The organism is Virgibacillus sp. 7505, from assembly GCF_002272135.1.
Lineage (GTDB): Bacteria > Bacillota > Bacilli > Bacillales > Amphibacillaceae > Terribacillus.
On the sequence record NZ_NPBF01000007.1, the window covers coordinates 37,104 to 59,867 of the forward strand.

Annotated in this window: 23 protein-coding genes; 8 read left to right on the forward strand and 15 right to left on the reverse strand. The window is 41.1% G+C overall.

Annotated features, from left to right (window positions below; genetic code table 11):
- Positions 1-51: 51 nt before the first annotated feature.
- The 5 genes from CHH91_RS02610 to CHH91_RS02630 form a co-directional block, all read right to left on the reverse strand.
- A complete protein-coding gene (locus CHH91_RS02610) occupies positions 52-1,068 on the reverse strand; it encodes an oxidoreductase (RefSeq protein WP_095221702.1) in 1,017 nt (338 codons plus the stop codon).
- A 156-nt stretch (positions 1,069-1,224) separates the two neighbouring features.
- Positions 1,225-2,136, reverse strand: coding sequence for a PTS system mannose/fructose/sorbose family transporter subunit IID (locus CHH91_RS02615; protein ID WP_095221706.1), 912 nt, complete (start codon positions 2,134-2,136; stop codon positions 1,225-1,227).
- An 18-nt stretch (positions 2,137-2,154) separates the two neighbouring features.
- The gene (locus CHH91_RS02620) at positions 2,155-2,955 is read right to left on the reverse strand and encodes a PTS mannose/fructose/sorbose transporter subunit IIC (RefSeq protein WP_245840394.1); all 801 of its coding nucleotides are present in this window, start codon (positions 2,953-2,955) and stop codon (positions 2,155-2,157) included.
- Between the two features lie 41 nt (positions 2,956-2,996).
- Positions 2,997-3,968 (reverse strand): mannose/fructose/sorbose PTS transporter subunit IIA, encoded by a 972-nt coding sequence (locus CHH91_RS02625; protein ID WP_095221708.1) that lies wholly within the window; start codon positions 3,966-3,968, stop codon positions 2,997-2,999.
- 385 nt (positions 3,969-4,353) lie between these two features.
- Entirely contained in the window at positions 4,354-4,722 is a 369-nt protein-coding gene (locus CHH91_RS02630) for a DUF956 family protein (RefSeq protein WP_095221710.1), read from the reverse strand.
- A gap of 142 nt (positions 4,723-4,864) precedes the next feature.
- Between CHH91_RS02630 and CHH91_RS02635 the strand changes: the two genes are divergently transcribed.
- Positions 4,865-6,919 (forward strand): peptidoglycan D,D-transpeptidase FtsI family protein, encoded by a 2,055-nt coding sequence (locus CHH91_RS02635; protein ID WP_095221712.1) that lies wholly within the window; start codon positions 4,865-4,867, stop codon positions 6,917-6,919.
- A gap of 241 nt (positions 6,920-7,160) precedes the next feature.
- Positions 7,161-8,606 carry a DEAD/DEAH box helicase gene (locus tag CHH91_RS02640; RefSeq protein ID WP_095221714.1) on the forward strand — a complete coding sequence of 482 codons (1,446 nt, stop codon included), beginning with the start codon at positions 7,161-7,163 and terminating at the stop codon, positions 8,604-8,606.
- 151 nt (positions 8,607-8,757) lie between these two features.
- Here the strand turns inward: CHH91_RS02640 and CHH91_RS02645 are convergent, their stop codons facing one another.
- Positions 8,758-10,044 carry a glycosyltransferase family 2 protein gene (locus CHH91_RS02645; protein ID WP_286160674.1) on the reverse strand — a complete coding sequence of 429 codons (1,287 nt, stop codon included), beginning with the start codon at positions 10,042-10,044 and terminating at the stop codon, positions 8,758-8,760.
- A gap of 502 nt (positions 10,045-10,546) precedes the next feature.
- Between CHH91_RS02645 and CHH91_RS02650 the strand changes: the two genes are divergently transcribed.
- The 3 genes from CHH91_RS02650 (at position 10,547) to CHH91_RS20435 (ending at position 12,194) form a co-directional block, all read left to right on the forward strand.
- The gene (locus CHH91_RS02650; RefSeq protein WP_095221716.1) at positions 10,547-10,768 is read left to right on the forward strand and encodes a hypothetical protein; all 222 of its coding nucleotides are present in this window, start codon (positions 10,547-10,549) and stop codon (positions 10,766-10,768) included.
- A 219-nt stretch (positions 10,769-10,987) separates the two neighbouring features.
- Positions 10,988-12,040, forward strand: a complete 1,053-nt coding sequence (locus CHH91_RS02655) for a tetratricopeptide repeat protein (RefSeq protein ID WP_095221717.1) — start codon at positions 10,988-10,990, stop codon at positions 12,038-12,040.
- Positions 12,041-12,056: 16 nt separating this feature from the next.
- Positions 12,057-12,194, forward strand: a complete 138-nt coding sequence (locus tag CHH91_RS20435; protein WP_176465643.1) for a hypothetical protein — start codon at positions 12,057-12,059, stop codon at positions 12,192-12,194.
- Between the two features lie 96 nt (positions 12,195-12,290).
- Here the strand turns inward: CHH91_RS20435 and CHH91_RS02660 are convergent, their stop codons facing one another.
- A complete protein-coding gene (locus CHH91_RS02660; protein WP_095221768.1) occupies positions 12,291-13,379 on the reverse strand; it encodes an NAD(P)-dependent alcohol dehydrogenase in 1,089 nt (362 codons plus the stop codon).
- 162 nt (positions 13,380-13,541) lie between these two features.
- Between CHH91_RS02660 and CHH91_RS02665 the strand changes: the two genes are divergently transcribed.
- Positions 13,542-14,516 (forward strand): Gfo/Idh/MocA family protein, encoded by a 975-nt coding sequence (locus CHH91_RS02665; RefSeq protein ID WP_095221719.1) that lies wholly within the window; start codon positions 13,542-13,544, stop codon positions 14,514-14,516.
- A gap of 68 nt (positions 14,517-14,584) precedes the next feature.
- Here the strand turns inward: CHH91_RS02665 and wrbA are convergent, their stop codons facing one another.
- The 4 genes from wrbA to cstA all read right to left on the reverse strand — a co-directional run bounded on the left by wrbA (position 14,585) and on the right by cstA (position 18,853).
- Positions 14,585-15,196, reverse strand: a complete 612-nt coding sequence (gene wrbA, locus CHH91_RS02670; protein ID WP_095221769.1) for an NAD(P)H:quinone oxidoreductase — start codon at positions 15,194-15,196, stop codon at positions 14,585-14,587.
- Positions 15,197-15,265: 69 nt separating this feature from the next.
- Positions 15,266-16,201 carry a ring-cleaving dioxygenase gene (locus CHH91_RS02675; protein ID WP_095221721.1) on the reverse strand — a complete coding sequence of 312 codons (936 nt, stop codon included), beginning with the start codon at positions 16,199-16,201 and terminating at the stop codon, positions 15,266-15,268.
- Positions 16,202-16,221: 20 nt separating this feature from the next.
- On the reverse strand, positions 16,222-16,842 hold the full coding sequence (locus CHH91_RS02680) for a nitroreductase family protein (RefSeq protein ID WP_095221722.1): 621 nt from the start codon (positions 16,840-16,842) through the stop codon (positions 16,222-16,224).
- A gap of 217 nt (positions 16,843-17,059) precedes the next feature.
- Positions 17,060-18,853 (reverse strand): carbon starvation protein CstA, encoded by a 1,794-nt coding sequence (gene cstA, locus CHH91_RS02685; RefSeq protein ID WP_095221724.1) that lies wholly within the window; start codon positions 18,851-18,853, stop codon positions 17,060-17,062.
- Between the two features lie 294 nt (positions 18,854-19,147).
- Here cstA and CHH91_RS02690 point away from each other — a divergent pair, with 294 nt between their 5' ends.
- A complete protein-coding gene (locus CHH91_RS02690; RefSeq protein ID WP_095221725.1) occupies positions 19,148-19,558 on the forward strand; it encodes a YndM family protein in 411 nt (136 codons plus the stop codon).
- A gap of 351 nt (positions 19,559-19,909) precedes the next feature.
- Here the strand turns inward: CHH91_RS02690 and CHH91_RS02695 are convergent, their stop codons facing one another.
- Complete coding sequence (locus CHH91_RS02695) at positions 19,910-20,263, reverse strand: hypothetical protein (protein ID WP_095221727.1); 354 nt, start codon at positions 20,261-20,263, stop codon at positions 19,910-19,912.
- A gap of 91 nt (positions 20,264-20,354) precedes the next feature.
- Positions 20,355-20,681, reverse strand: a complete 327-nt coding sequence (locus tag CHH91_RS02700) for a hypothetical protein (protein ID WP_095221729.1) — start codon at positions 20,679-20,681, stop codon at positions 20,355-20,357.
- Between the two features lie 402 nt (positions 20,682-21,083).
- Here CHH91_RS02700 and CHH91_RS02705 point away from each other — a divergent pair, with 402 nt between their 5' ends.
- Positions 21,084-21,467, forward strand: coding sequence for a VOC family protein (locus CHH91_RS02705; RefSeq protein ID WP_095221731.1), 384 nt, complete (start codon positions 21,084-21,086; stop codon positions 21,465-21,467).
- Between the two features lie 55 nt (positions 21,468-21,522).
- Here CHH91_RS02705 and CHH91_RS02710 read toward each other — a convergent pair whose 3' ends face one another.
- Positions 21,523-21,936 carry a YbaN family protein gene (locus CHH91_RS02710; RefSeq protein WP_095221732.1) on the reverse strand — a complete coding sequence of 138 codons (414 nt, stop codon included), beginning with the start codon at positions 21,934-21,936 and terminating at the stop codon, positions 21,523-21,525.
- A 173-nt stretch (positions 21,937-22,109) separates the two neighbouring features.
- Positions 22,110-22,601 carry an STAS domain-containing protein gene (locus tag CHH91_RS02715; protein WP_095221734.1) on the reverse strand — a complete coding sequence of 164 codons (492 nt, stop codon included), beginning with the start codon at positions 22,599-22,601 and terminating at the stop codon, positions 22,110-22,112.
- Positions 22,602-22,764 lie beyond the last annotated feature (163 nt).

A 22,764-nucleotide genomic window follows, 5' to 3' on the forward strand; every position in this document is an offset into this window, starting at 1 on the left:
ACCCACTCATTTACGTGGGTATCGGGCACTTTTGAATTCGAAGCGTATATTTTACTTTAAGTTCTTAACCCCAGTCTCCAGCATTTCCATCTGCAGCACAGTCTGTTCATCCGTAATGGTCTTATCTTTACCATTTATGACAGCTTCATATAAGTCGTCATAGACCCTGCCATAATCCCCATCTACAGATTTCACTTTTTCTTCATGGATTGTACCGTCTTCATCAATGTAAGTCAGTACACCATAATGGTCTAATGTATCGACTCCAAAGTCCTTGTTTTCAGGCATATAAAATTGCTTCAAATGTTCTTCCTGACGGTCTTTTGTTTTTTTTACAAAGCTTCCCTTTTTGCCATAAACAACAAAGCTTGGTCTTTCTTTCAGTCTGAAGTAACTGGATTTTACCGATACCTTTAGTGTGCCGTAATATAAATCCAAATCAAAGTAATCGTTCATTCTGCCCTGTCCCAATAATTGTCTTACGTCATAATGGACATGATCTGGCTTGCCGAAATAGCTGATAACCTGATCTAATGTGTGGCAGCCATGTCCATATAAATAGGATTCAGCTGGATCAAAGGAATGAGCAGACTGGGGTACTTCGGGACGATAGTAGTCATAATGCATTTCCACTTCCAGCAAGTCCCCCAATTTCCCTTCCTCAATTACCTTTTGAACGGTTAAGAAGTCACTGTCAAAACGTCTGTTTTGATATGCCTGTACAAGTAATCCTTTTTGTTTTGCCAGTGCAAATATTTCTTTCGCCTGTTCGGAGGTTTCCATAAATGGCTTTTCGACCAAGCAGTGTTTATTATGTTCCAGTACTTGCTTGGCGTACTCAAAGTGGCTGTCATGTTTTGTACAAATAACAATAAGCTGGATGTCCTTGTCATGCAATAGCTCATCCAAATCAGAAGTGTAGGTTACTCCTGCAATCTTATCCCAATTATCATGATCTGGATTTCTTCTATATATTGTTTTGACCTTGATGTTCTCTCTTTGCTGTACGAATGGCAGATGATATCTGTTTGTGCTTTTTCCGTTTCCGATATAACCGATAGTAAGCATTAGCAGCCTCCTAAAATGTAATGTTATGTACGTGATCAATTCTAAGCGACGGACTTTCTTCAGCTACTTCCACGTTGTCGTATGAAAAAGCACCCCCTGGGATGGATAAGTTCATCATACCAGGAGGTACTTCTCTATTTCATATAGAATTACTTCTTACATCAAGCCGATAGCATGGAAGCCAATACCGATTGCGAACAATCCAAGGATCATGACAATCGGAGAAACTTTCTTTCTAAGCAGCCACATGCAAAGCAGTGTGATCAATAGACCTGCCAAACCTGGGATCAAGCTGTCCAAGTTATCTTGTAAGGTCGTTACACTGGTCTCACTTAACGATCGGCCGGCAGCCTGCTGTTCCAGAGCCGTCCTGATGCCTTCCGAGCCTTCCGGTAATTCATCCCAATCGATATAAGCACCTTCGTCGAGCTGAACTTCAGATACAGTTGGCGCGAATGCAACGGATACCCACCTGTTTACAAGTGACCCTAATATGAACATCCCGAGTATCGAGGCGCCCTTGGTTATATCCTGCAGCAAGCCGCCAGATAAGTCTTCGGTGATTTTGGAACCAGCTTTGTAGCCAAGTTCCTGTGTATACCAAGTGAATCCCATACGAATGAGGTTCCATAAAACAAAGTAAAGAATTGGGCCGAGAATGTTACCAGTCAAAGCAAGAGAAGCAGCCAATGCACCAAGAATCGGTTTCACCGTGAACCAGAAGGTTGGATCCCCGATACCTGCCAATGGTCCCATCATTCCGACTTTAACACCTTGGATAGCCTTATCGTCAACTGGGGCACCATTAGCACGTTCTTCTTCAAGCGCTAACGTTACTCCGATGATCGGTGAAGCAACGTATGGATGCGTATTGAAAAATTCCAAGTGACGCTGCAATGCTGCAGCACGGTCTTCTTTCGTTTTATATAATCTTTTGATTGCGGGAATCATGGAAAATGCCCAGCCGCCGTTTTGCATACGCTCGTAGTTCCAGGAGCCTTGAATGAAAGTGGAACGCCACCAAATAGCAACGCGATCTTTTTTGGATAACTTCAATTGTTCAGCCATTTTTTCTCCTCCTCCTTTTTAATAGTCATCGATGATCTTGCCTAACGGATCTCCAGTGTTTCCGTTTCCGCCACCACCTGAACCGCCTTGTTTCGTAAGTGCTAGATAAATAAGTGCAAGTGCTACACCGATACCGCCAAGACCCAAAAGTGTGATGGACGGGATTGTAGCTAATACAAAACCAATCGCGAAGAATGGCCATACTTCTCTTGTTGCCATCATGTTGATAACCATTGCATAACCAACCGCTACTACCATTCCTCCGCCGACTGCCAAACCGTCTGTCAGCCATGCTGGCATCGCTGTAAGCAAGTCTCTAACCGGCGCTGCGCCAATCGCTACAATCAATGCAGCCGGGATCGCAATACGCAGACCCTGCATGATGATTGCGATGATATGCCACATATCAATCTTTCGGAAGTTCCCTTCCTTCGCTGCTGCATCCATCAGATGCACAATACCTGTCGCCAGCGTACGAACGATGATTGTCAAAAGCAAACCTGCAACTGCAAGTGGAACTGCAATCGCGATTGCAGAAGTAACACCTTCTTCACCTTGACCACCCAAAACTAAAATAATTGCAGATGCAACTGAGGCCAATGCAGCATCCGGTGCTACAGCTGCCCCAATGTTTGCCCAGCCTAAAGCGATCAGCTGAAGGGTTCCGCCCAGTATAAGACATGGAACTACTTCTCCTGTAACTAAGCCGATTAACGTACAGGCAATGATTGGCTGGTGGAAGTGGAATTCATCTAAGATTCCTTCGACACCGGCTAAAAATGCCACGATAACAACTAATATGATTTGAATCATCGTCAAATCCATGATCATTCATCCTCCTTTTTATCTGATTGTCAGGATTACCTTTGTTTGTTTAACTCTGCTTGAGCCCTTCTCAAAATCTCGTCCATATTGCCTTTGGAATCGCCAGGCACCTTACGTACATCGAATTTGAGACCCTTTTCTTTCAGCTTCGCGAACGTATCGATATCGTCCTGGCTGAAGGCAAGTACCTTATTCGGCTGCACTTTACCAGGTGAGTGGGCCATCGAACCAACATTGATTGTTTCGAGTGGTACGCCGCCTTCTACTGCTCTGAGCGCATCCTGCGGGTTCTCGAAAAGAAGCAGTGCGCGCTGACCGCCAAAGTGCTGATCATCCTTTGCAAGTTCGATCATTTTATTGATTGGCACAACGTGTGCTTTTACACCTGATGGAGCGGCCTGCTGAATCAACTTCTTACGAAGATCATCCTTTGCTACCTCATCAGATACGACGATGATGCGTGTAGGATTTGTATTCTTCGTCCAAGCAGTCGCAACCTGACCGTGAAGCAAACGCGTATCGATCCGTGCCAATACGTAATCGAATGTACCAGGAGCACCCGCATTGGATGGCCCTGCCGCAGCAGCTGCTGCTGGAGCTGCTGGCTCTAAAGCTTCCGGTTTTACTTGAACCGCTTCTTTCGCAGTGCTAAGAATTTTCGAAGCAATCTCATGCGCCGTCTCCATGGAGAAGCGCGATGCAAAAGCTTCAATCAGCATTGCCAGGTTTAAGCCAGCTACAATCGCCCATTTATCCTCGTTCCCCTCAATCAAGCTGTTGGCTTGGTTGAAAGGAGTTCCACCCCAAAGATCGACTAAAAATAATACTTGATCCTTGTTGTCGAAAGAGGCGATTGCTTTTTCCATTTTTAACTTTACATCCGCGGGTCCTTCGCTTGGCATCAATGTAACAGCTTCTACATTTTTCTGTTCTCCGAAGATCATCGTCCCGGATTGCAAGATACCAGTAGCAAATTCACCATGCGTGGCAATGATAATCCCTACCATCTTTTTACCTCCTATTAGCATTATTGTTAAAGCTGGAATACACATGGGTCAGCTCGCCTAAAGCGATCACTTATTCGATGGAAAACAATAAAAAAGGCATGAGTAAAAAGCAGATTAATGGAAGATATAGGTACAGAAGGACCCTTTACTCCGTTTTAATCAATGCTTTTTTACTCATGCCTGATCGAATCAGTAACACGTAAAAAATAATTGCGATAGCTTTTTAATTTTATCTTGCAAGCGCTTTAATTATGCATTAAAAAAATAAAGCACTTGAGTTCTTTAGTGAGCTTCCAAAAATATTGTAGCACACCATTTTTCCCCTTACAAGACTATAAAGTCAAAAATTTAGTTCATTCTTACCAGATAACAATTTTAGATATTGTTACTTTTTAACTTTACTTTTTATCCCACGCTTGATGACATCAAAGAATCCTAATGATTTCACCATATGATTCGGATCGACATATTCACGAATAGCTCGGAAAACTCTTTTTGGATCTTTAGAAGAAAATGTATATGTCCCGTTACGTTTTGTTTTGATGGCATAACGCGGAATCCATTTCCCTTTCAACAGAACAGAAGCTATCACAAGATCAACTTCTTCCCAAGGAATCTGAATAAACTTACGCGCATCACGATTATTAAAGAATTCAAACCCTTTATCTCCGATCATGATCTTCCCATATTCTGACATTTTATGTGAGGTTGCATCAACAACTAGATCGACTTTTGTATTGATTGACTGAACCATTTGATTTCCCCCAATTCTTTTACTAATGATAATTATACATGCAATGCTAGTTTATGCAAAAAGTACTTCAAACTATGGTGAAGCAATACAAGGCCAATGCTATAATGGAATCTATATGGAAAAAAAGGAGACAAGGAACAATATGACTAAAAAAAGGAAGAAAAGACGTGCGCTGCTTCCTTTCCGTCTTAATATTTTATTCGGAATTGTTTTCCTGCTATTCTCTGCCTTAGTTCTGCAGCTTGGAGTTGTACAAATCATCAATGGCGAAGAACATCAGGCAGTGTTGGAAGAGACAACGAATGATATCGCTGAGATTTCAGTTCCGCGCGGTATGATATATGACAGTGGAGGAAATGTAATAGTAGGGAATGAACCAGTATATTCGATTACATACACCCCGCCAAAGAACGGAGACCCTGCTGACAAGCGGCTCGATATCGCCACCAAACTCGCCGGCATCATTAAAATGGAAGATAAATCCACAGAAAAAATCACTGAGCGTGAATACAAGGAATATTGGTTCTTATTGCATACAGAAGAAGCGAATAAACGCATAACCGCTTCTGAAAAAGCATCACTAGATGATACGGAAGTGTACGACACAACACTTGAGCGTATTACAGAGAAAGATTATAAAGAGCTTGAAAATGATGAGAATGCGAAACAGATCATTGCCATCAAGCGTGAGCTGGATAGTGCGACCGAACTTGTTCCACATGTCATCAAGAACAAGGACGTAAGTGAAAGGGAATATGCGACGATTGCTGAGAATATGGGTGACATGTCCGGTATCAATGTGACAATCGATTGGATACGTCATTATCCGTATGACGGTTCTCTTCAAGGTATTCTTGGCAGTATCAAGACTGGTATCCCAGAAGGAGAAAAGGATTATTATCAATCACGTAACTATCAATTGAACGACCGGATCGGCACAAGTGGTCTGGAGATGGAATATGAAAGCCTCCTGAAAGGTGACAAAAAACGCGTACGTTATGTAACGGATAATAATAACAACATTGTTTCCCAAGAAGTAATTTCTGAAGGACAGCGCGGTCAGGATCTTCAGTTATCTATCAATATGGATTTCCAAAAGGAATTGGATAAGATTGTACGGGATGAACTGAAGGGTGCTATCAATAGGCATCCGGGATTAAACCGTTACGTGGAAGATGCGATGGCAGTCATGCTCAACCCAAACACCGGCGAAATTTATGCTGCCAGCGGACAGCACTATAACCGTGAAAACAATAAGTATGAATCTGCCGATACGAACACTGTCTTTAGCGCGAACGCAGTCGGGTCAACTGTTAAGGGAGCGACCTTGCTTGCCGGGTATCAAGAGGGCGTCGTGAATATGGGAGATGTATTCATCGATAAAAAAATGAAAATTGCAGGTACTGAACCCAAAGGATCTTATAAAGATATGGGTCCAACCTCTGACTTGCAGGCTTTACAGAAATCTTCCAACGTATATATGTTCAATATCGCTCTGCGCCTAGGCGGCGAATACCATTACAAATACAACCAAAGTGTGTCATTTGATCCTGATTCTTTCCGGGTATTGCGCAACTATTATAATCAAGTCGGATTAGGTGTGGAAACCGGTATAGACTTGCCTTCTGAATCTACCGGTTACGTAGGGAACGCAGGTTTAGCTGGTAACCTGATGGACTTTTCGATAGGTCAGTATGACACGTATACCACCATGCAATTAGCTCAGTATATCTCAACGATCGCAAATGGCGGATACCGTATTAAGCCTCATTTCGTTAGTGAAATACATGATCCCTCTAATGAAAAAGACAAATTAGGTCCGCTAACAGAAACAGTGTCTCCCGAAGTACTGAACAAGATTACTGCAACTGATGAACAAATTGAACAAGTGAAGACTGGCTTTAAGAGGGTCTTCCAAACAACGGACGGTACTGCTTATCGTCATCTTACAGATAAGGCAAAAAGCTATAATATCGCTGGTAAGACAGGAACTGCACAAACAAGTAAAAATGGTACGGACTTGGAAAACTGGACATTGATCGGCTATGCAGATGCAGACAATCCTGAAATCGCATTCGCTATCGTAGTGCCAAACCTAGGCATTATCAGTGGCGGAAATCAGTATCCAATAACATATAATATTGCCAATCGTGCTCTTACGTACTACTACGAGCATACTGCGCCTGAAGAAAAATAGAAATCCAATTAAATTATATTAAAGGAATATCCTAGAACTCCACCAAAGTTTAGATATGTATTTAATTAGGGCATGTTGTCCGGCATCACCGGATACATGCCTTGTATTATTTTAAAATGTAAAATAAAAACCGATATGCCCCTCACTTTTCAAGTATAATAAAGCCTATTCAGATAGTGCATATAATATTTGTTGGAAATAATACTATATATATGACGAAATCAAAGAACGAGGTTAAAAAATGAGTAAAACTAGTTTTGCGGATTACCATGTAGGTGAAGAAATAAAAAGAGCACTAGATGTGTTAAAATACGAAACTCCAACAGAGGTTCAAAGTGAAGTCATACCATTAGCATTGGAAAATAAAGATCTTCTCGTAAAAGCTCAAACAGGAAGCGGTAAGACTGCCTCCTTTGGTATTCCCGTCTCCGATATGGTGGTATGGGAGGAAAAGAAACCACAGGCCTTAGTCCTTACCCCGACTAGGGAGCTTGCGGTTCAAGTCCGTCAAGATATCACGAATATCGGCAGGTTTAAGCGTATTAAAGCAGTAGCTGTTTATGGAAAAGAACCTTTTAAGAAGCAAAAGGATGAATTACAACAAAAAACACATGTAGTCGTTGGCACGCCTGGAAGGGTCATGGATCATATTGAACGCGAGACCCTAGTCTTGGATCAAATAAAGTATCTTATCATAGATGAAGCTGATGAGATGCTTAATAGAGGTTTCATTGATGAAGTGGAAGCGATCATTAAAAAGCTGCCTTCTAACCGAGTAACCATGGTGTTTTCTGCTACCTTCCCTAAAGATATTGAAAATCTTTGCCTTAAATATATGAAAGACCCTGCGCGTATTGAGATTGAATCTACCGGAGTCACAGCTGATACCATTGAACATTTATTAATCGAGGCAAAAGAAGAAGATAAGATTTCACTTCTCAAAGACGTCACAGTTGTAGAAAATCCAGACAGCTGCCTGATTTTCTGCCGAACGAAAGAACACGTAGATAGTGTATATAATGAGCTGAATGAAGCTGGTTATCCTTGTGAGAGGCTCCACGGGGGACTAGAACAAGAAGACCGTTTTGCTGTTATGGAAGGCTTCAAAACGGGAAAATTCCGATATCTGGTGGCGACCGATGTAGCTGCCCGAGGTATTGACATTGATAATGTGAAACTTGTCATCAACTATGACGTTCCAATGGAAAAAGAGGCTTATGTACACCGAACTGGAAGAACCGGCCGTGCCGGAAATAAAGGAAAAGCCATCACATTCTCGACTCCTTATGAAGGAAAATTCATAAAAGCGATTGAAAGGTACATCGGCTTTGACATACCTACTACAGAAGCTCCCGATCGTCTAGAGGTTGCTGGCGGAAAAGACGCTTTTGAAGAAAAACTTAGCAGCAAACGCATTGTTAGAAATAATAAAACTGCCCGAATTAATCAAGATATTATGAAGCTCCATTTCAATGGCGGTAAAAAGAAGAAAATTCGTGCTGTTGATTTTGTTGGAACGATCGCAAAAATCCCTGGAGTCTCAGCAGAAGATATCGGCATTATAACTATCCAGGATCAAATGTCATACGTCGATATTCTGAATGGAAAGGGCTCAATTGTCTTACAAGCCATGGAAAATACGACTATCAAAGGGAAAAAGTTAAGAGTGAGTAAAGCGATTAAATAAATTATAGAACGTAAATCCCCCTCCTTTTAAAGATAGAGGGGGATTTTTGCTTCCATTAGAATCCAATAACAAAATAAGACGAGTAGCAAGGTTAGCATTCAAGTTTGAGATAGTAATTTATCTACAGTACTGCTAAATGAACATTAACAAATCAAGATCGTTGGCGCAGGTCATCGAGCGATTTCACAACTGTATGCGGAATCGGCTTCCATTCAATTTTCTTGAACAACGCAACGATGGAGATTGGCAGATAGGTAAACAAAAAGAGCGGGAAAGTGAACAGATAAAAGATTTTCTTCCAGTTTGGACAACGGATTTTACTCCACTCCATTATGGTTGTAATAAGCCCAAGTACAAACAGCAATCCATAAATCCACAGAACCCCTAAAGCTCCGCCTATAAGATAGGTCTCAAACAGTCCTTTTCCTTCTACTGATACTAGTAAAAGTATCAGTACATTACCGATAAGGCAGAGAATAGAAACAATCACTACAGGCAGCACCGTCATCATCATATCAAAGCATGAAAATCTATTTCCTTTTCCACGCAACATACCATAAGATAGCTCTTTACCATATTTCATGAAGACCTGGTAAAATCCCTTAGCCCAACGCAAACGCTGTTTCCAGGATTGACTGAATGTTGAAGGCTGTTCGTCATAAAATACTGCGCTGCTGCAATATCCAATCTTTTCACCTTTAATAATCTGAGCGACCGTGAATTCGATGTCTTCTGTAAGAAGATGATGGACCCAGCCGCCATTTTCTTTAAAAACATCAGCATTCACTAAGAATCCGGTTCCTGAAACGGCACAACTTGTTTTAAGAAACATCCTTGGACGGTTAAGGAACTCTGCTTCATACAAAAACCAAAGTGCATATCCAGATGTAATCCAATTTTGATCATAGTTTTTGGAGTTCCGGTAGCTCGTTATAACCCTGTATCCTTTATTAAAGGTTTTGTTCATCTCGAGAATGTAATTCTCATCAAGAAGATTATCCGCATCAAATACAAAGTATCCATCGTAATTTTTAGATGAATAGTCCATTTCAATGATATTCAGTATATGCTTAAGCGCATATCCCTTCCCAACCAGCTTATCATTGAAGCGTTCCGCGACAATCGCTCCTGCTTCCCGGGCAATGCGGGCTGTATTATCCGTACAGTTGTCAGCAATGACGAAGATATCATATAACTCCTTAGGATAATTCTGGTTTTTTATACTTTCGATCAACTGTCCGATAACGAGCTCTTCATTTCGAGCCGGAATTAAGAAAGCGTATTTACGAAGAGGAACTTCTTTCTCACCTGATTCTTTGGTTTTTCTCGCTTTAAAGGCAACAATTATGTAGACTACTTTATAAACAAATACCAATGTAAATAATAAACCTATGAAGAAAATGAATTGACTTAAAATCTCCAACGTATCTTTGACCATAATACACCCCGCATCTTAGAATAATAGTCTGATAGTTTATTTCTTCATCCATTTCCATCTGATTTCTTTCATGATGACTCTAAACAAACTCATGTCATTTTAGTTTCCAAGGAAATATTCTAAAATAATTAATAGCGCAATCGCAGTATTTCACTTCTTTGTACCCTAATATAAATGTAACAAACATAGATTTTCTCTCAGCACGTTTCTTGTAAAGATTTGATTAATTAGGCTAACACAAAACGGCGCCTTCCATAGGATAGGCGCCGATTCTTATAAGAACCTGTCTAAAAGCAGTTTTATCTGTTATAGACATTTATATTTACATTAAAAAAATATAGTATTTTCTTAAAGGAATAAATGCCGGATTTACTAAATCTTATTTATAAATTGTGACAGCCTTCATAAATAATAGCATCCTGCTTTAGATGCCAGCTTATTTGATGGAATACTGCTGCAAAGCTCATTATTTATATCATTACGTAAAGGAGAATTGAGATCTATGTACTTTATTTCCGGAATCATTTTTATTGCCATTTCAATTGTAATGTTCTTTTTCGTTGATTTGTTTTCTAGGGCTTTTCCGCATGAAGTAATGCTATCTGATGAAGATGTGATGCAAGGGTATTATCAAACCGGTTCCCTATGGTATCCCATTATTGCTGGGATAATCGGCTTATTTTTCATTGTGCTGCATTTTCTGCTGCATGGAAAAACAAACTGATCACGTCTACACTAAAAGCCCTCCTAAGAAGGAGAGCTTTTTTCTTTGTATATTTTAGATCATCAGCTCTGTCTCATTATTCTTTATTTCTGTTCCAGGATATGAAATACTTTAATCTTACTAATATCTCCTTCCAATCCCTAGTTTTCCAATTCAACAATCAACAAAAAATGGTAGAATTGTATCTGATAATAATATTTATAAAAGGAGCCTTTCACTATGGGACGCAATCTCCCGAATCACTTCGATATTGCGGCTCTGATGGATAATTGGTCTGTCAGTATACAGCTTGATAAAAAAAATACTGCTGCAACTATCCATCAAGAGCTTAGGAAACATATTAACGAGTTTGATGTCGAGACGCTTATCACATATTACCTCTTTGAGAGCCGCTATTATTTGATATTAAAAGACGCTTTAAATAGCGTTGCATCACTTGATAATGCAAAAGCACACCAAGACCACTTCCATGATACCCACCGATATTTCTTGCACTTAGCAGAAGGTATTCTTTTCTATGATGAAGGAGATTACCAAAATGCACTTCATTATTTTGAGAAAGCTGAGTATTACATCGAACACCTGGATGATCCTATAAGTATAGGTGAATTCCACCTTCGAAAAGCCATGACCTACTATTTTCTCGACATTACCAACCTGTCTGTTCTGCACACTGCAAGAGCTTCAAAAATATTCAAATCTACTAAAAGACTGGAATTCCTGCTTGCACGGACACACATGCTGCAGGGATTGAATTACATAGATCAGCTCAACTACGACTCAGCTGAAAAATCTCTTCTCAAAGCTTTAACAATTTTCAAGGAAAAAGAAAATCTAAATTTTATCTCTTCTACAAATCTTAATCTAGGCGTGCTTTATGTGAAGCGTGGTTTGCCGGCTATGGCAATTTCCTATCTTAATGCAGCATTGCAAGGAAAACAAAAACGAATTGAATTAAAAATCTTATACTTATTAACTGATTGTTATTGGAAATCAAATCAACCTTCTAAAGCGATAGCATGCTATAAAGAAGGATTTCAAGCAAGCATTGAAGAAAATGATATGACAAAGAAATGGGAATTCGCAATGCTACATAAAAAATATGAAGACAGGCTGAATTTTGAGATTGTCTGGCAGGAGGGGATAAATTATTTTCAAAGAGTAGAAGATAAATATAACGTCAGGCTTTTTTCGAAAGAACTAGCGCAATACTATGCAGATAACAATCAGCATGATCTTGCAATGAAATACTATCTGTTAACTCTTACATAAAAAGAGGAGGATTTGTTTGAAGAAGGTTATTTTTTCATTGGTACTGATAGGTACTATTGTTATAAGTAGCTTAGTCGGATATGCAAATCATCATAGAATTACAGAAAAGCCAACCGATCTTGGCAGTACAGTATTTCTCTTTAAGGATAAATAAACACTTTACGAATTAAAGAACGGACATCATATGATACTGATGTCCGTTTCTCATTTGAGAACTTCTTTATCCAGGAGGATACAAGGCTATCATTTCTTAGCTGATCTTCAAAACTGGCTTCAATGCAACTCCAGCCTTTGAATCAGCAAAGGCTTCGTTAATCTGGTCGAAATCATAGAACTTCACCAGTCTGTCGAATGGGAATAATCCCTTCTTGTAATAATCAATGAGCTTTGTAATGAACAGTTTCGGTACTGCGTCTCCTTCAATAACACCAATCATGGCTTTGCCTTCGGCCATAATGTCATTATGCACATCGATTTCCATTGTCGGCGTCACCCCTACGATAGCACTTACTCCAAGCGGGCGAAGTGCATGCAAGGACTGGCGGACAACTGGAGGTACACCCGTTGTATCAATTGCGTAATTTGTACCGCCATTTGTAATAGCCTTGATTTCCTTAACTACATCAACCTTTGAACCATTGAATACATCTGTAGCGCCTAATTCCTTCGCCAGCTCCAATCTTCTGTCATGTACATCAACAGCGATAATTCGCTCGCAGCCAGCAATTTTGGCAGCCATGATAGCACTCAAGCCAACTGCTCCGCAGCCATAAATAGCGATTGTTGAACCGAATTCTGGTTTCAATTTATTCAGAACAGTACCACTGCCCGTTTGAATTCCACAGCCAAGCGGTCCGAGCAATGCTAGATCAACATCTTTGTCCACTTTCACGACATTACGCTCATTCACGATGGCATATGTACCAAAGGAGGATTGTCCGAAAAATGTAGAAACCTCGTGGTCATGCTGATGAAGTCGATGTGTATGATCCTCCATTTTGCCGTCAAAGTTCAATTCGTTGAAACGCACACAAGCTGCTGGGTGTGCAGATAAGCAATTTTCACATTCTCCACAGGATGCGAACGACAAAACAACATGATCACCAGCTTCAAGATTGCGGACACCACTGCCTGTTTTCTCGATAACACCGGACCCTTCATGCCCCAGTACTACCGGAAAAGGTGATAACCCCGCATCCCTGGCAACTGCATCTGTATGACAAACACCAGAAGCCACGACTTTGATTAATACTTCATTGGCTTTTGGTTCCTGCAAATCCACTTCCTCGATCTTGAAATCTTCTCCTTGCGCATGTGTAACTGCAGCTGTGATTTTCACAAATGTCACCCTAACCTCTCATTTAATTTCTTAATAAGGTCCTGAGAAATATGTTCGAACGTTACTCTAGTCAAAGATCTCTCTGCTATTTAACGCTGATATGGAGTAATATTGTCTTATAAGTGAAATAGTATACCGCCCTAGAGAGGATGTGGATGCAAGATGATTAGATTCGGTGTTGTCGGAACAAATTGGATTACCGAGAGATTCATTGCAGCTGGCAGACAGCATGGGGATTTTAAAGTCACAGCTGTTTTTTCCAGATCGGAAGAAAAAGGACAAGCATTTACGAAGAAACATCAGCTTCAATTCGCCTTTACAAATATAAGCGAGATGGCTAAACATGATGGAATAGACGCCGTCTACATAGCCAGTCCCAATGCCCTTCATGCGGAGCAAGCCTTATTGTTTATGGAGAATGGCAAGCATGTTCTTTGCGAAAAGCCTTTTGCCTCCAACAGCACGGAAGTATCACAAATGATCCAAAAAGCAGAACAAGAAGGCGTCGTTCTCATGGAAGCTATGAAATCTACATTCATGCCCAACTTCCTTTCCGTCAAAGAACATCTGCATAAAATCGGCCCTGTACGATCTTACTTTTCTTCCAGCTGCCGGTACTCTGTATTCTATGACGATTTAAAAGACGGGTCGCTGCCAAACCTATTCAATCCAGCCTTGTCTGGAGGAGCTTTAATGGATCTTGGTGTTTACACTATCGCACCATTGGTTGCACTGTTTGGCAGACCAACATCAATCCAAACGACCGGCACCCTTTTGGAATCAGGCGTCGACGGACAAGGGCATATGCTGCTTGACTATGATGAAGTCAAAGCGAGTGTCATGTTCTCCTGCATCACGAACTCCTATCTTCCTACGGAAATCATCGGTGAAAAAGGTACGATTGTAGTTCACCATATCTCCAGTCCAAAAGGTGCAGAAATACATTATCCTGACGGAACAAGTGAAGACATTAGCAGGCAGCAGGATTATGACCCGATGTACTACGAAATAGCCGAGTTCATCCAGCTCATCCAAACGAATACGCCGCAGTCTTCTGTCAATACATGGGAAAATTCAATTATTACCATGGAAATACTTGAACAGGCGAGAAATCAGATGGGCGTACCAATTAACTAACTTAATTAGGTCTAATTAAAAATGACACTTCTCTGCGAGAAGTGTCATTTTTCTATATAATACAGTTATTATTGATTGCCTTTCTTAACCCACTCCGCAACAGAAACCGTACGTTTCGCTTGGTGCTTCACAGCTGCTTCCACATCTTCAATCATCTTACCGTCTTGACCCACTGTTACACTCGTACCGTAAGGGTTGCCTCCAGCTGCGAATAGAACTGGATCTGTGTAGCCTGGTGTTGCAATGATTGCACCCCAGTGCATCATGGATGTGTAAAGGGAAAGCAATGTTGCTTCTTGTCCGCCGTGCGGGTTTTGCGCAGATGTCATGGCGCTGACTACTTTGTTGATTGTTTTGCCGGTTGCCCATAGACCGCCTTGAAGATCAAGGAATTGCTTCATTTGGGATGGCATGTTACCGAAACGTGTTGGCACGCTGAATATAATTGCATCAGCCCATTCCAAATCGGCAGAAGACGCAACAGGTACGTCTTTTGTTGCTTCTGCTTGTGCTTTCCAAGCTGGGTTCGCATCAATGACAGATTGTGGTGCAAGTTCCTGCACTTGCAGTACCTTCACTTCCGCGCCAGCTTCTTTCGCTGCTTCTTCTGCCCATTTTGCCATTTGATAGTTTGTTCCGCCCATGCTGTAATAAACTACCGCTAATTTTACGTTTTCCATTGTTTCATTCTCCTTTGTTTTTCCGAATAATTTAGATAGAAAGCTCATTTGATTTTCTCCTCTATTGTCTTAATCCACTTCTCTTACTTCAAAAGGAAGGACATTATTTTCAATTTTCTCTCTGTGCTGCTCATACTGCGCTGGCAGCATCAAATTCTCACCCATTGTTTCCTGTGATTCATCAATAGCAAATCCTGGAGGATCTGTTGCGATTTCGAATAAAATTTCACCGTGCTCCCGGAAGTAGATGGCATTGAAGTAGTTCCTATCTTGAACGCGTGTGACGCCATAGCCAAGCCCATCCACATACTCACTCCAATCAAGCTGATCCTGATCATCGCTTGCACGCCATGCAATGTGGTGAACAGTACCGACGCCCATTTGGCTTTTTCCGCTCGTTGTGAGTTTAATATCAATGATATTACCGATATCGCCTATAGCTTGGTAGCGGACATAATCACCCTCTTCTCCTACTTTCGCCAACCCCATTTGCTCGAGCAGCTCTGCTGTTGCACCAGGAGTCTTAGAGAAAAGTGTCGCACCTCCGAATCCTTTGATCGCAACGTCAGGTGTCACACCACCAAACGTCCATGTATTTGTTTCGCCTGCTTCTCTTTCCACAATTTCTAAATGCAGTCCATGTACATCATCAAATTGTAAGTATTCCTCCCCGAAACGTTCCGCTTTCGTAAACGCAATTTCGAATTTTTCCAGTCTGTTCTCCCAGAAAGTCAATGCGCCTTTTGGAACCACATAGGATGTGACGCCAACTTGACCGTCACCGATTCTGCCTTGATAAGCATTCGGCCAAGGGAAGAAGGTGATGATTGTGCCTGGTTTACCTTTTTCATCTCCAAAATAAAGATGGTATGTGCCGGGGTCATCGAAATTCACAGTCTTTTTCACGAGACGCAGTCCTAGTACACCAGCATAAAAATCAGTGTTTTCCTGTGGATGACCTACAATTGCGGTAATATGGTGAATGCCTTGTGTTTGCTTTGTCATGTCTATACACTCCCTATTTTTTATTGGTAACTAACAAATTCACTCGTCGGTCTGCGATATCCTCTTGGTTTTCTGCTTTCTGTTTTTTCTTTGCCGATAGTAATCATCAGCACGGCTTCATATTGATCAGATATATTTAGTTCCTCTTTAACTTTGTCGGAGTCAAAGCCGATCATCGGACAAGTATCCCAGCCTTTTTCCTTAGCCGCCAGCATGAACAGCATAGCGGAAAGGGACGCATTACGGATTGCTTCATCCCGGTGAAATGCCTGCCCTCGTTCTTCATAGAAAGAAACAGTATCATTCACCATAAGGTCATATTCTTGTTTATTGATGACACCTAATAAATTCAAGCCTTTATAAATGTCGGCTGCTTGCTCGAAGGCTTGTTTATCGCCTAGTACAAGTATCACTGCCGAAGAACTCTCAACCTTGTACTGTCCATTTGCTGCATCTTTCATTTTTTGTTTCTTTTCAGGATCTAAAACAACCACGTAATTCGTGTGCTGCAGGTTGAACGCTGATGGACCTAGCTTCACCACATTGAAGATCTCATCAAGTTCTTTTTTTGTAATCGGTTTGTCCGGGAGAAAGTTGCTTGCCGATCTCCGCTTATTTACTAACTCGATAAAATCTGCCATCTCTTCTTCATCCCCTCATTTACCTCGAATTCGAGATATATGATTAAAAAATATAAATCCATTTACTTCGAATTCGAGATATTAACTTTCTAGAAGAGGTTTTTTATCTCGAATTCGAGATAATTATATATCAGTTTAATTTATCCTGTCAACAGGTTATTGCCATTATTTTTTAAAACGCAAAAAGACCGGCACCATGTACCGGTCTTTCCCCCTTTTAGACAGACTCTCTTCTTAGCGCTACATCCGGTCTATTCCAATTCTGCATCCAATTGCGGATAGCTGTCACCATGATGACAAGTCCGAGGACGAGCATGATAATCGATAGGATACCGTTAAGCAGGTTGTAGCCAGCTGCTTCTGCATTTAAGTATACATTCGTTACCATCCAATACCCTGCGTAGTTGACCGTCACGTACAGATACGCGAGCGGGATTAGGCAGGTGAGCATATAGCGGCGTTTATCTGCGATCTTCAGTATGATGGTCGCTCCAATAATCAATCCGATGGAAGCCATCAGCTGGTTGGATACACCGAATAATGCCCAAACGGAGCTGATATCTCCGGAGAACAGCAGGTATCCCCACAGCAAGCAGGCGAGCGCACTGGCGAAAATATTACCTGGCAGCCAGTCGACACGTTTAAGCGGCTTGTAAAAGACACTGCCGAAATCCTGGATCAAGTAGCGCGCGACACGTGTACCGGAATCAATCGCTGTCAGAATGAACAATGCCTCGAACATGATCACAAATTGGAAGAAGAACGATGCCAAATTGTCGAACCAGGAGATGGATGTGAATATAAACGTCATCCCGACCGCCAACGTAACGGCTCCTCCTGTCCTTCCTTCCAGATCAAGTCCGATCGATTCACTCAGACTCGCCAGGTTCACTGTACTCATATTGAGTGTCTGGAAAACAGCTGGCGTGGAGTTGATCGCAAAATAGTCCCCCGGATGAAGAGCTGTTGCTGCAATCAAGGCCATGATTCCCACGACACACTCTACAAGCATCGCACCGAAACCTACCGGCTTGATGTCACTCCAGCGATTGATCATTTTAGGTGTCGTACCAGAACCTACAAAAGCGTGGAAGCCTGAGATTGCCCCGCAGGCAATCGTGATCGAGATGAACGGCCAAACGGGACCATTCATTACTGGTCCTCCACCACCGACGAACTCGGTGAATGCCGGCATTTGAATTGCTGGGTTTACAACGAATACCCCTAGAATCAATGCCAGGAATACCCCAATCTTCAAGAAACTGCTTAAATAATCACGCGGTGCCAGCAATAACCACACCGGCAATGCAGCAGCAAAGAATGCATAAATCGGTAAAAGAATGGATAATGTCTTTACATCTAATGTTAAAAAGTCCCCTAGTGGCGTATCAACGATAAGCGGTCCCACAAATACGCCAGCCATGATCAGCGCGAAACCGACGATAGTAGCCAGCTTCAGATTACCAGTTTTACGATGATACAATCCGACAGCCATTGCAATCGGAATCGTGATACCAACCGAGAATGTCCCCCACGGATTCTCTTCCAGTGCATGCAATACAACCAAGGATAAGCCCGCCATCGTAATCGTGATAATGAATAGCATGGCAAGTCCTGTACAGAAACCGGCAACAGGTCCAAGCTCCCGTTTCGCAATTTCCGCAACCGACTCTCCCTTTTGCCGCATGGATGCAAACAAGACAACCATATCATGGACAGCTCCCCCGATAACTGCACCAATCAATAGCCATAACAAACCTGGCAAGTAGCCGAACTGTGCTGCCAAAATCGGTCCAACAAGCGGACCTGCCGCAGCAATTGCCGCGAAATGGTGTCCGAATGACACCCATTTGTTTGTCGGCACATAATCCTTGCCATCCTCCAGCTCATGCGCTGGTGTTTTCTTTGAATCATCCAGCTTGAGCACCTTTACCGCCATGAATGTTCCATATAAGCGGTACACAATCATCAAAATACAAATCGACCCGATTACCATTGTAATCGCATTCATATTGTTCCGCCCCCTCAAAGCAGAAGTTATCTACCCCTCCACTATACGGGACAAATCAACGATTGATAGCGTTTACATTACGGAAAGCGTAAATCTTCGGGTGAGTTGCAGGATTGGAAGGTTGAAATGCAATACACCCGCTGTGACACTATCTGCTTTATTCAGAATAAGAACCCAACTTGACAATAAACCGAAACAGAAGATGCTATAGTCTGACATCATGGAAAAATACAAACGAATGGTTTAAACCTCCATACCAAATGGTATATAGATGAAAAAGAAGGAGTGATACTAATGAAACATGTGAAAGCACTTTTGATCAAATTCATCATGATTTTAGCTGTTTTATGGATTGTATTCACCCTTATGTTCGACGCAGAATTCAGTGATACACTGCTGATGAGTGTTGTGTTGACGGTCGCTGCGTATGTAATCGGTGACTTACTGATTCTAAGAAAAGCAGGTGATCGTGATAAGTCAGATGGCGATTTTAAAAAGCGAAATACAATCGCTACGATCAGCGATGCTGTTTTGACTTTCATCGTTCTTTGGGCGTTAGGGGAAGCTTTATTGAATCCTGATGATAATGTTGTGATGGCATCTTTGATTTCTACAGTAGTAATTGGCATTGCCGAATGGTTCTTCCACCGTTATGTCAATAATAAAGTGATCAGAGACCGCCATGCCCATACTGTTGCGTACTGACCTGTATTCTAGTGAAAATAGTTAGTAGAAGGAATCCCTGAGATCGGGGGTTCCTTTTAATTTCGATTGTAAAAAAAGAGAAGAGGTAACGGGCTATTTGAAATTCAGACGACAAAAATAGTAAATAAATACACTCTTTAAATGTCTTGTGCTTCCATTTAACTCGGAATGTCATGCTAAAGTGTATGTGAAACTATATATACAATCTTCCGGGACTTGGACGATATTAGTCTTAGGCCTTGTATTTGACTATTCACGCCTTGGATTTGTACTTCCATCCCTGCAGTATATTACCGCTATTATTGTTCTTGGAAAAATAAAAGCACGGACAGAATGACTGCCCGTGCTTCTTCATGCTGTTTCATCGTGCCGTGTTTTTCTAATTCTTATAAGTACCATTTGCCATATCATTAAGAAAGTTAATCCCCAATAGTAAAATTGATTGAAACCAAATCCTGTATCTTGTGCTGGCCTTACTATATTCAACACCGTCAAAAAGAAGAGAAAGATTGCCAGACAGAAAAGATCATAGATCAAATTTCTCCCCGCCAAAGCCCCGCCAATTACTAAAATAACGGCAGCAGCAGCTAGCCAACTGCTTTGCATAAACCGCAGAGCGCTTATTTCCGGATAATAATGAGCTATTAGCCATAAAGTTATGATAGCAAAGGTAGCAATGCGCAGCCAAATCGAAAAAGCTTTCATCCCAATCCCCCTTACAATGCCGTTTTAGTTACCATACCAGAAAAAGTAAGAAAGAGTATATAACGGACTCGAAAAGAATGCCACTCCTTGTTCAAGGCAGGAAGGCAAGTGGTACAGTATAAATTAAAACAGCTGCAATAAAGAATCCAATCATAATATAACTTTGAATTCTCCAAAACTTCTTCATCTCTGCTTTTGATTGAAATGGCATGGAAGCCAGCAAGGAAATAATCATTATAAATAGACCTATACACAAGACAATGCCAGAGCTAAGAAGCAGAAACATGCGTACAAGGCTTTCTAAAAATTCTTCAAAGCTCGCGAACCAGTCACTAATGGAAGCCGCTACTTCCCCTATTCCATAATCCTCTTCTGTTGTAGAAGCCTTCAGCAATACGAATTTATGTAATAAGTTCATAATCGCAGCCCCCCTTCCCTGCTTCAGAAGTATAATGCTTACACACCCATTATTTTTAAACCCGACTCATTAAAGTATAGCATGTAAAATTAGAGCCGGAAGGAAAACAAGTACTCCCACCATCATAAGAATTCTCCTGACCTCTAAACGTAGCAATCTTTCTTCCATCGCTCTTTTAGTACGTGTATAAATGGAAAAGGTCGCTAATTGAGATTAAACTCCATATTACTTTTATGTAGATGAATCACGTATATATGTAGCATATGTCCCCTAGGAAGGAAAATCAGCTGATAAAAGCGTATAGATAATGGAAGGAGGAAAGAATATGAACACTATACATATCTATCTCACATCATTTCATACTCGGCTCGTGTGTACTGCTGCCCTGAACGGTACGTCCTCATGACACAAGTATCCTTTTCCCATGTCCTGCAGATTTTCCCATGCCCAGATATACAGATAACTGCAGCTTATTACAAAAAAATAGGATTCCGATCTGTTCCTTATCTTAATAGTATGGAGCCGCATATATGCCTCTACCGTGATACTATCGAACTGATTTTGACGCAATCAGCAATTCATAAGATCTTCCCAAATCGTATACAGTATGGCTACGGATATGATGCGTATTTCATTACAGACAAACAGGCAGCAATGCAGCAGGAATTTTTAGACAAAGGGATCACTATCGTCCGCCCATTAATGATTACTGACTACGGTAATAAGGAGTTTGTTTTTGAGGATATTGACAGCCGATGGATAGCTGTGGGAAATAAAATCTCATAAGAAAAGACCGTGTTCCATTCAGGAAACGGTCTTTCTTTATATACACCTATATAAATTATGCACGGTTCTTAATGCCGCCGCTTACTTCTTCGGGCTTTATCGTTTTAATTTTCTTTATGAAATAATAATGCTTAATCAGACCTAGTACAATTAATACGATTTTCACAAGCCATATATCAATATAAAATACCGAAAACAGAATGAAGGCATCCGCTATTATGTTGATTCGGATTTTTTCTTTCAGAGTCATGCCTTTCTTTTCTTTGATAGCCAGTACATATTTAGTATAGAAAGTGGTGCTTTTAAACCAATCATCAATTCGTTTGGAGCTTTTTGCATAACAAAATGCAGCTATCATCAAGAACGGGCCGCCTGGCAATACCGGCAAAACGATTCCTGCTATCCCGAAGCCTAAGAAGATGGTTCCAAGCAGGAAGAATAGGACGTTCTTCAGTTTTTTTATGATCATCACCTAACTTTATAAATACCTTTGATTACCTCGCATTATATCAAAAAAACAAGATTGAAAGTAAGCAGTTATATCGCTAATGGTAACACCCTTACGACAACTGTAAGAAATCTGTCAATATAATGGAAAAGTATAGTAAAAAAGCTCTCATCATTATGAGAGCTTCCATTTGCTTATTCTTCTACTTTTCTAATTTCCATGCCCTTCCGCTTTAATAGGCTTTTGAGTCCCGCGCGGAATGTGGAATACGACTCGAATCCTTGGAACCCAGAATTAGATAGGACTAGCTTCTGAACCAATTTAGCTGAAAACCCGACGAATATCGTTTCGACTCCCATCAGCTTCAGCGCCTCTGTCAGATTCTTTATATTTGCACTTAGCTCCCTGTATCCTATTGTGTCTATATCCAAGTAGTTGATGCCAGTAAGATCAATGATGACTGTATCTGCATCACCATCCACGACGCTGCTTACGATTTTATCTTGTATATGAGTAAAACGCTCTACAGAAAATGTACCAGTCAGCGGAACGAGCATTGTATTCGGTACGATGGATGGAATCATCGGTGCGGATAATTCCTTGATCATTGCTTCATATTCTGCCAGTTTCTTCTTCAGCTGTTCATTTTCCTGCTGCAATTCTTCTTTACTAGCTATGTCCCTCATCACCTTACTGTGAATTTTTCCTCTCTATCTATAGCAGTATTATACACGCTCTTCCTGAGATATAGTATATACTTTCCCCCTTCGCACATTCTGTAATCTTCTTGTAACTTACATATTTATGCATGTTTATCTACAAATTTCGACGGAAATGGTAAAATATAAC

Bases quoted from the DNA above. Each gene is read 5' to 3' on its own strand.
- CHH91_RS02640 (WP_095221714.1), top strand. From the start codon at position 7,161: ATGAGTAAAACTAGTTTTGCGGATTACCATGTAGGTGAAGAAATAAAA.
- CHH91_RS02645 (WP_286160674.1), bottom strand. From the start codon at position 10,044: ATGGTCAAAGATACGTTGGAGATTTTAAGTCAATTCATTTTCTTCATA.
- CHH91_RS02690 (WP_095221725.1), top strand. From the start codon at position 19,148: ATGAAACATGTGAAAGCACTTTTGATCAAATTCATCATGATTTTAGCT.
- wrbA (WP_095221769.1), bottom strand. From the start codon at position 15,196: ATGGAAAACGTAAAATTAGCGGTAGTTTATTACAGCATGGGCGGAACA.
- CHH91_RS02615 (WP_095221706.1), bottom strand. From the start codon at position 2,136: ATGGCTGAACAATTGAAGTTATCCAAAAAAGATCGCGTTGCTATTTGG.
- CHH91_RS02695 (WP_095221727.1), bottom strand. From the start codon at position 20,263: ATGAAAGCTTTTTCGATTTGGCTGCGCATTGCTACCTTTGCTATCATA.
- CHH91_RS02630 (WP_095221710.1), bottom strand. From the start codon at position 4,722: ATGGTTCAGTCAATCAATACAAAAGTCGATCTAGTTGTTGATGCAACC.
- CHH91_RS02650 (WP_095221716.1), top strand. From the start codon at position 10,547: ATGTACTTTATTTCCGGAATCATTTTTATTGCCATTTCAATTGTAATG.
- CHH91_RS02655 (WP_095221717.1), top strand. From the start codon at position 10,988: ATGGGACGCAATCTCCCGAATCACTTCGATATTGCGGCTCTGATGGAT.
- CHH91_RS02710 (WP_095221732.1), bottom strand. From the start codon at position 21,936: ATGATCATAAAAAAACTGAAGAACGTCCTATTCTTCCTGCTTGGAACC.
- CHH91_RS02675 (WP_095221721.1), bottom strand. From the start codon at position 16,201: ATGACAAAGCAAACACAAGGCATTCACCATATTACCGCAATTGTAGGT.
- cstA (WP_095221724.1), bottom strand. From the start codon at position 18,853: ATGAATGCGATTACAATGGTAATCGGGTCGATTTGTATTTTGATGATT.
- CHH91_RS02680 (WP_095221722.1), bottom strand. From the start codon at position 16,842: ATGGCAGATTTTATCGAGTTAGTAAATAAGCGGAGATCGGCAAGCAAC.
- CHH91_RS02700 (WP_095221729.1), bottom strand. From the start codon at position 20,681: ATGAACTTATTACATAAATTCGTATTGCTGAAGGCTTCTACAACAGAA.
- CHH91_RS02665 (WP_095221719.1), top strand. From the start codon at position 13,542: ATGATTAGATTCGGTGTTGTCGGAACAAATTGGATTACCGAGAGATTC.
- CHH91_RS02705 (WP_095221731.1), top strand. From the start codon at position 21,084: ATGACACAAGTATCCTTTTCCCATGTCCTGCAGATTTTCCCATGCCCA.
- CHH91_RS02610 (WP_095221702.1), bottom strand. From the start codon at position 1,068: ATGCTTACTATCGGTTATATCGGAAACGGAAAAAGCACAAACAGATAT.
- CHH91_RS02625 (WP_095221708.1), bottom strand. From the start codon at position 3,968: ATGGTAGGGATTATCATTGCCACGCATGGTGAATTTGCTACTGGTATC.
- CHH91_RS02715 (WP_095221734.1), bottom strand. From the start codon at position 22,601: ATGAGGGACATAGCTAGTAAAGAAGAATTGCAGCAGGAAAATGAACAG.
- CHH91_RS02635 (WP_095221712.1), top strand. From the start codon at position 4,865: ATGACTAAAAAAAGGAAGAAAAGACGTGCGCTGCTTCCTTTCCGTCTT.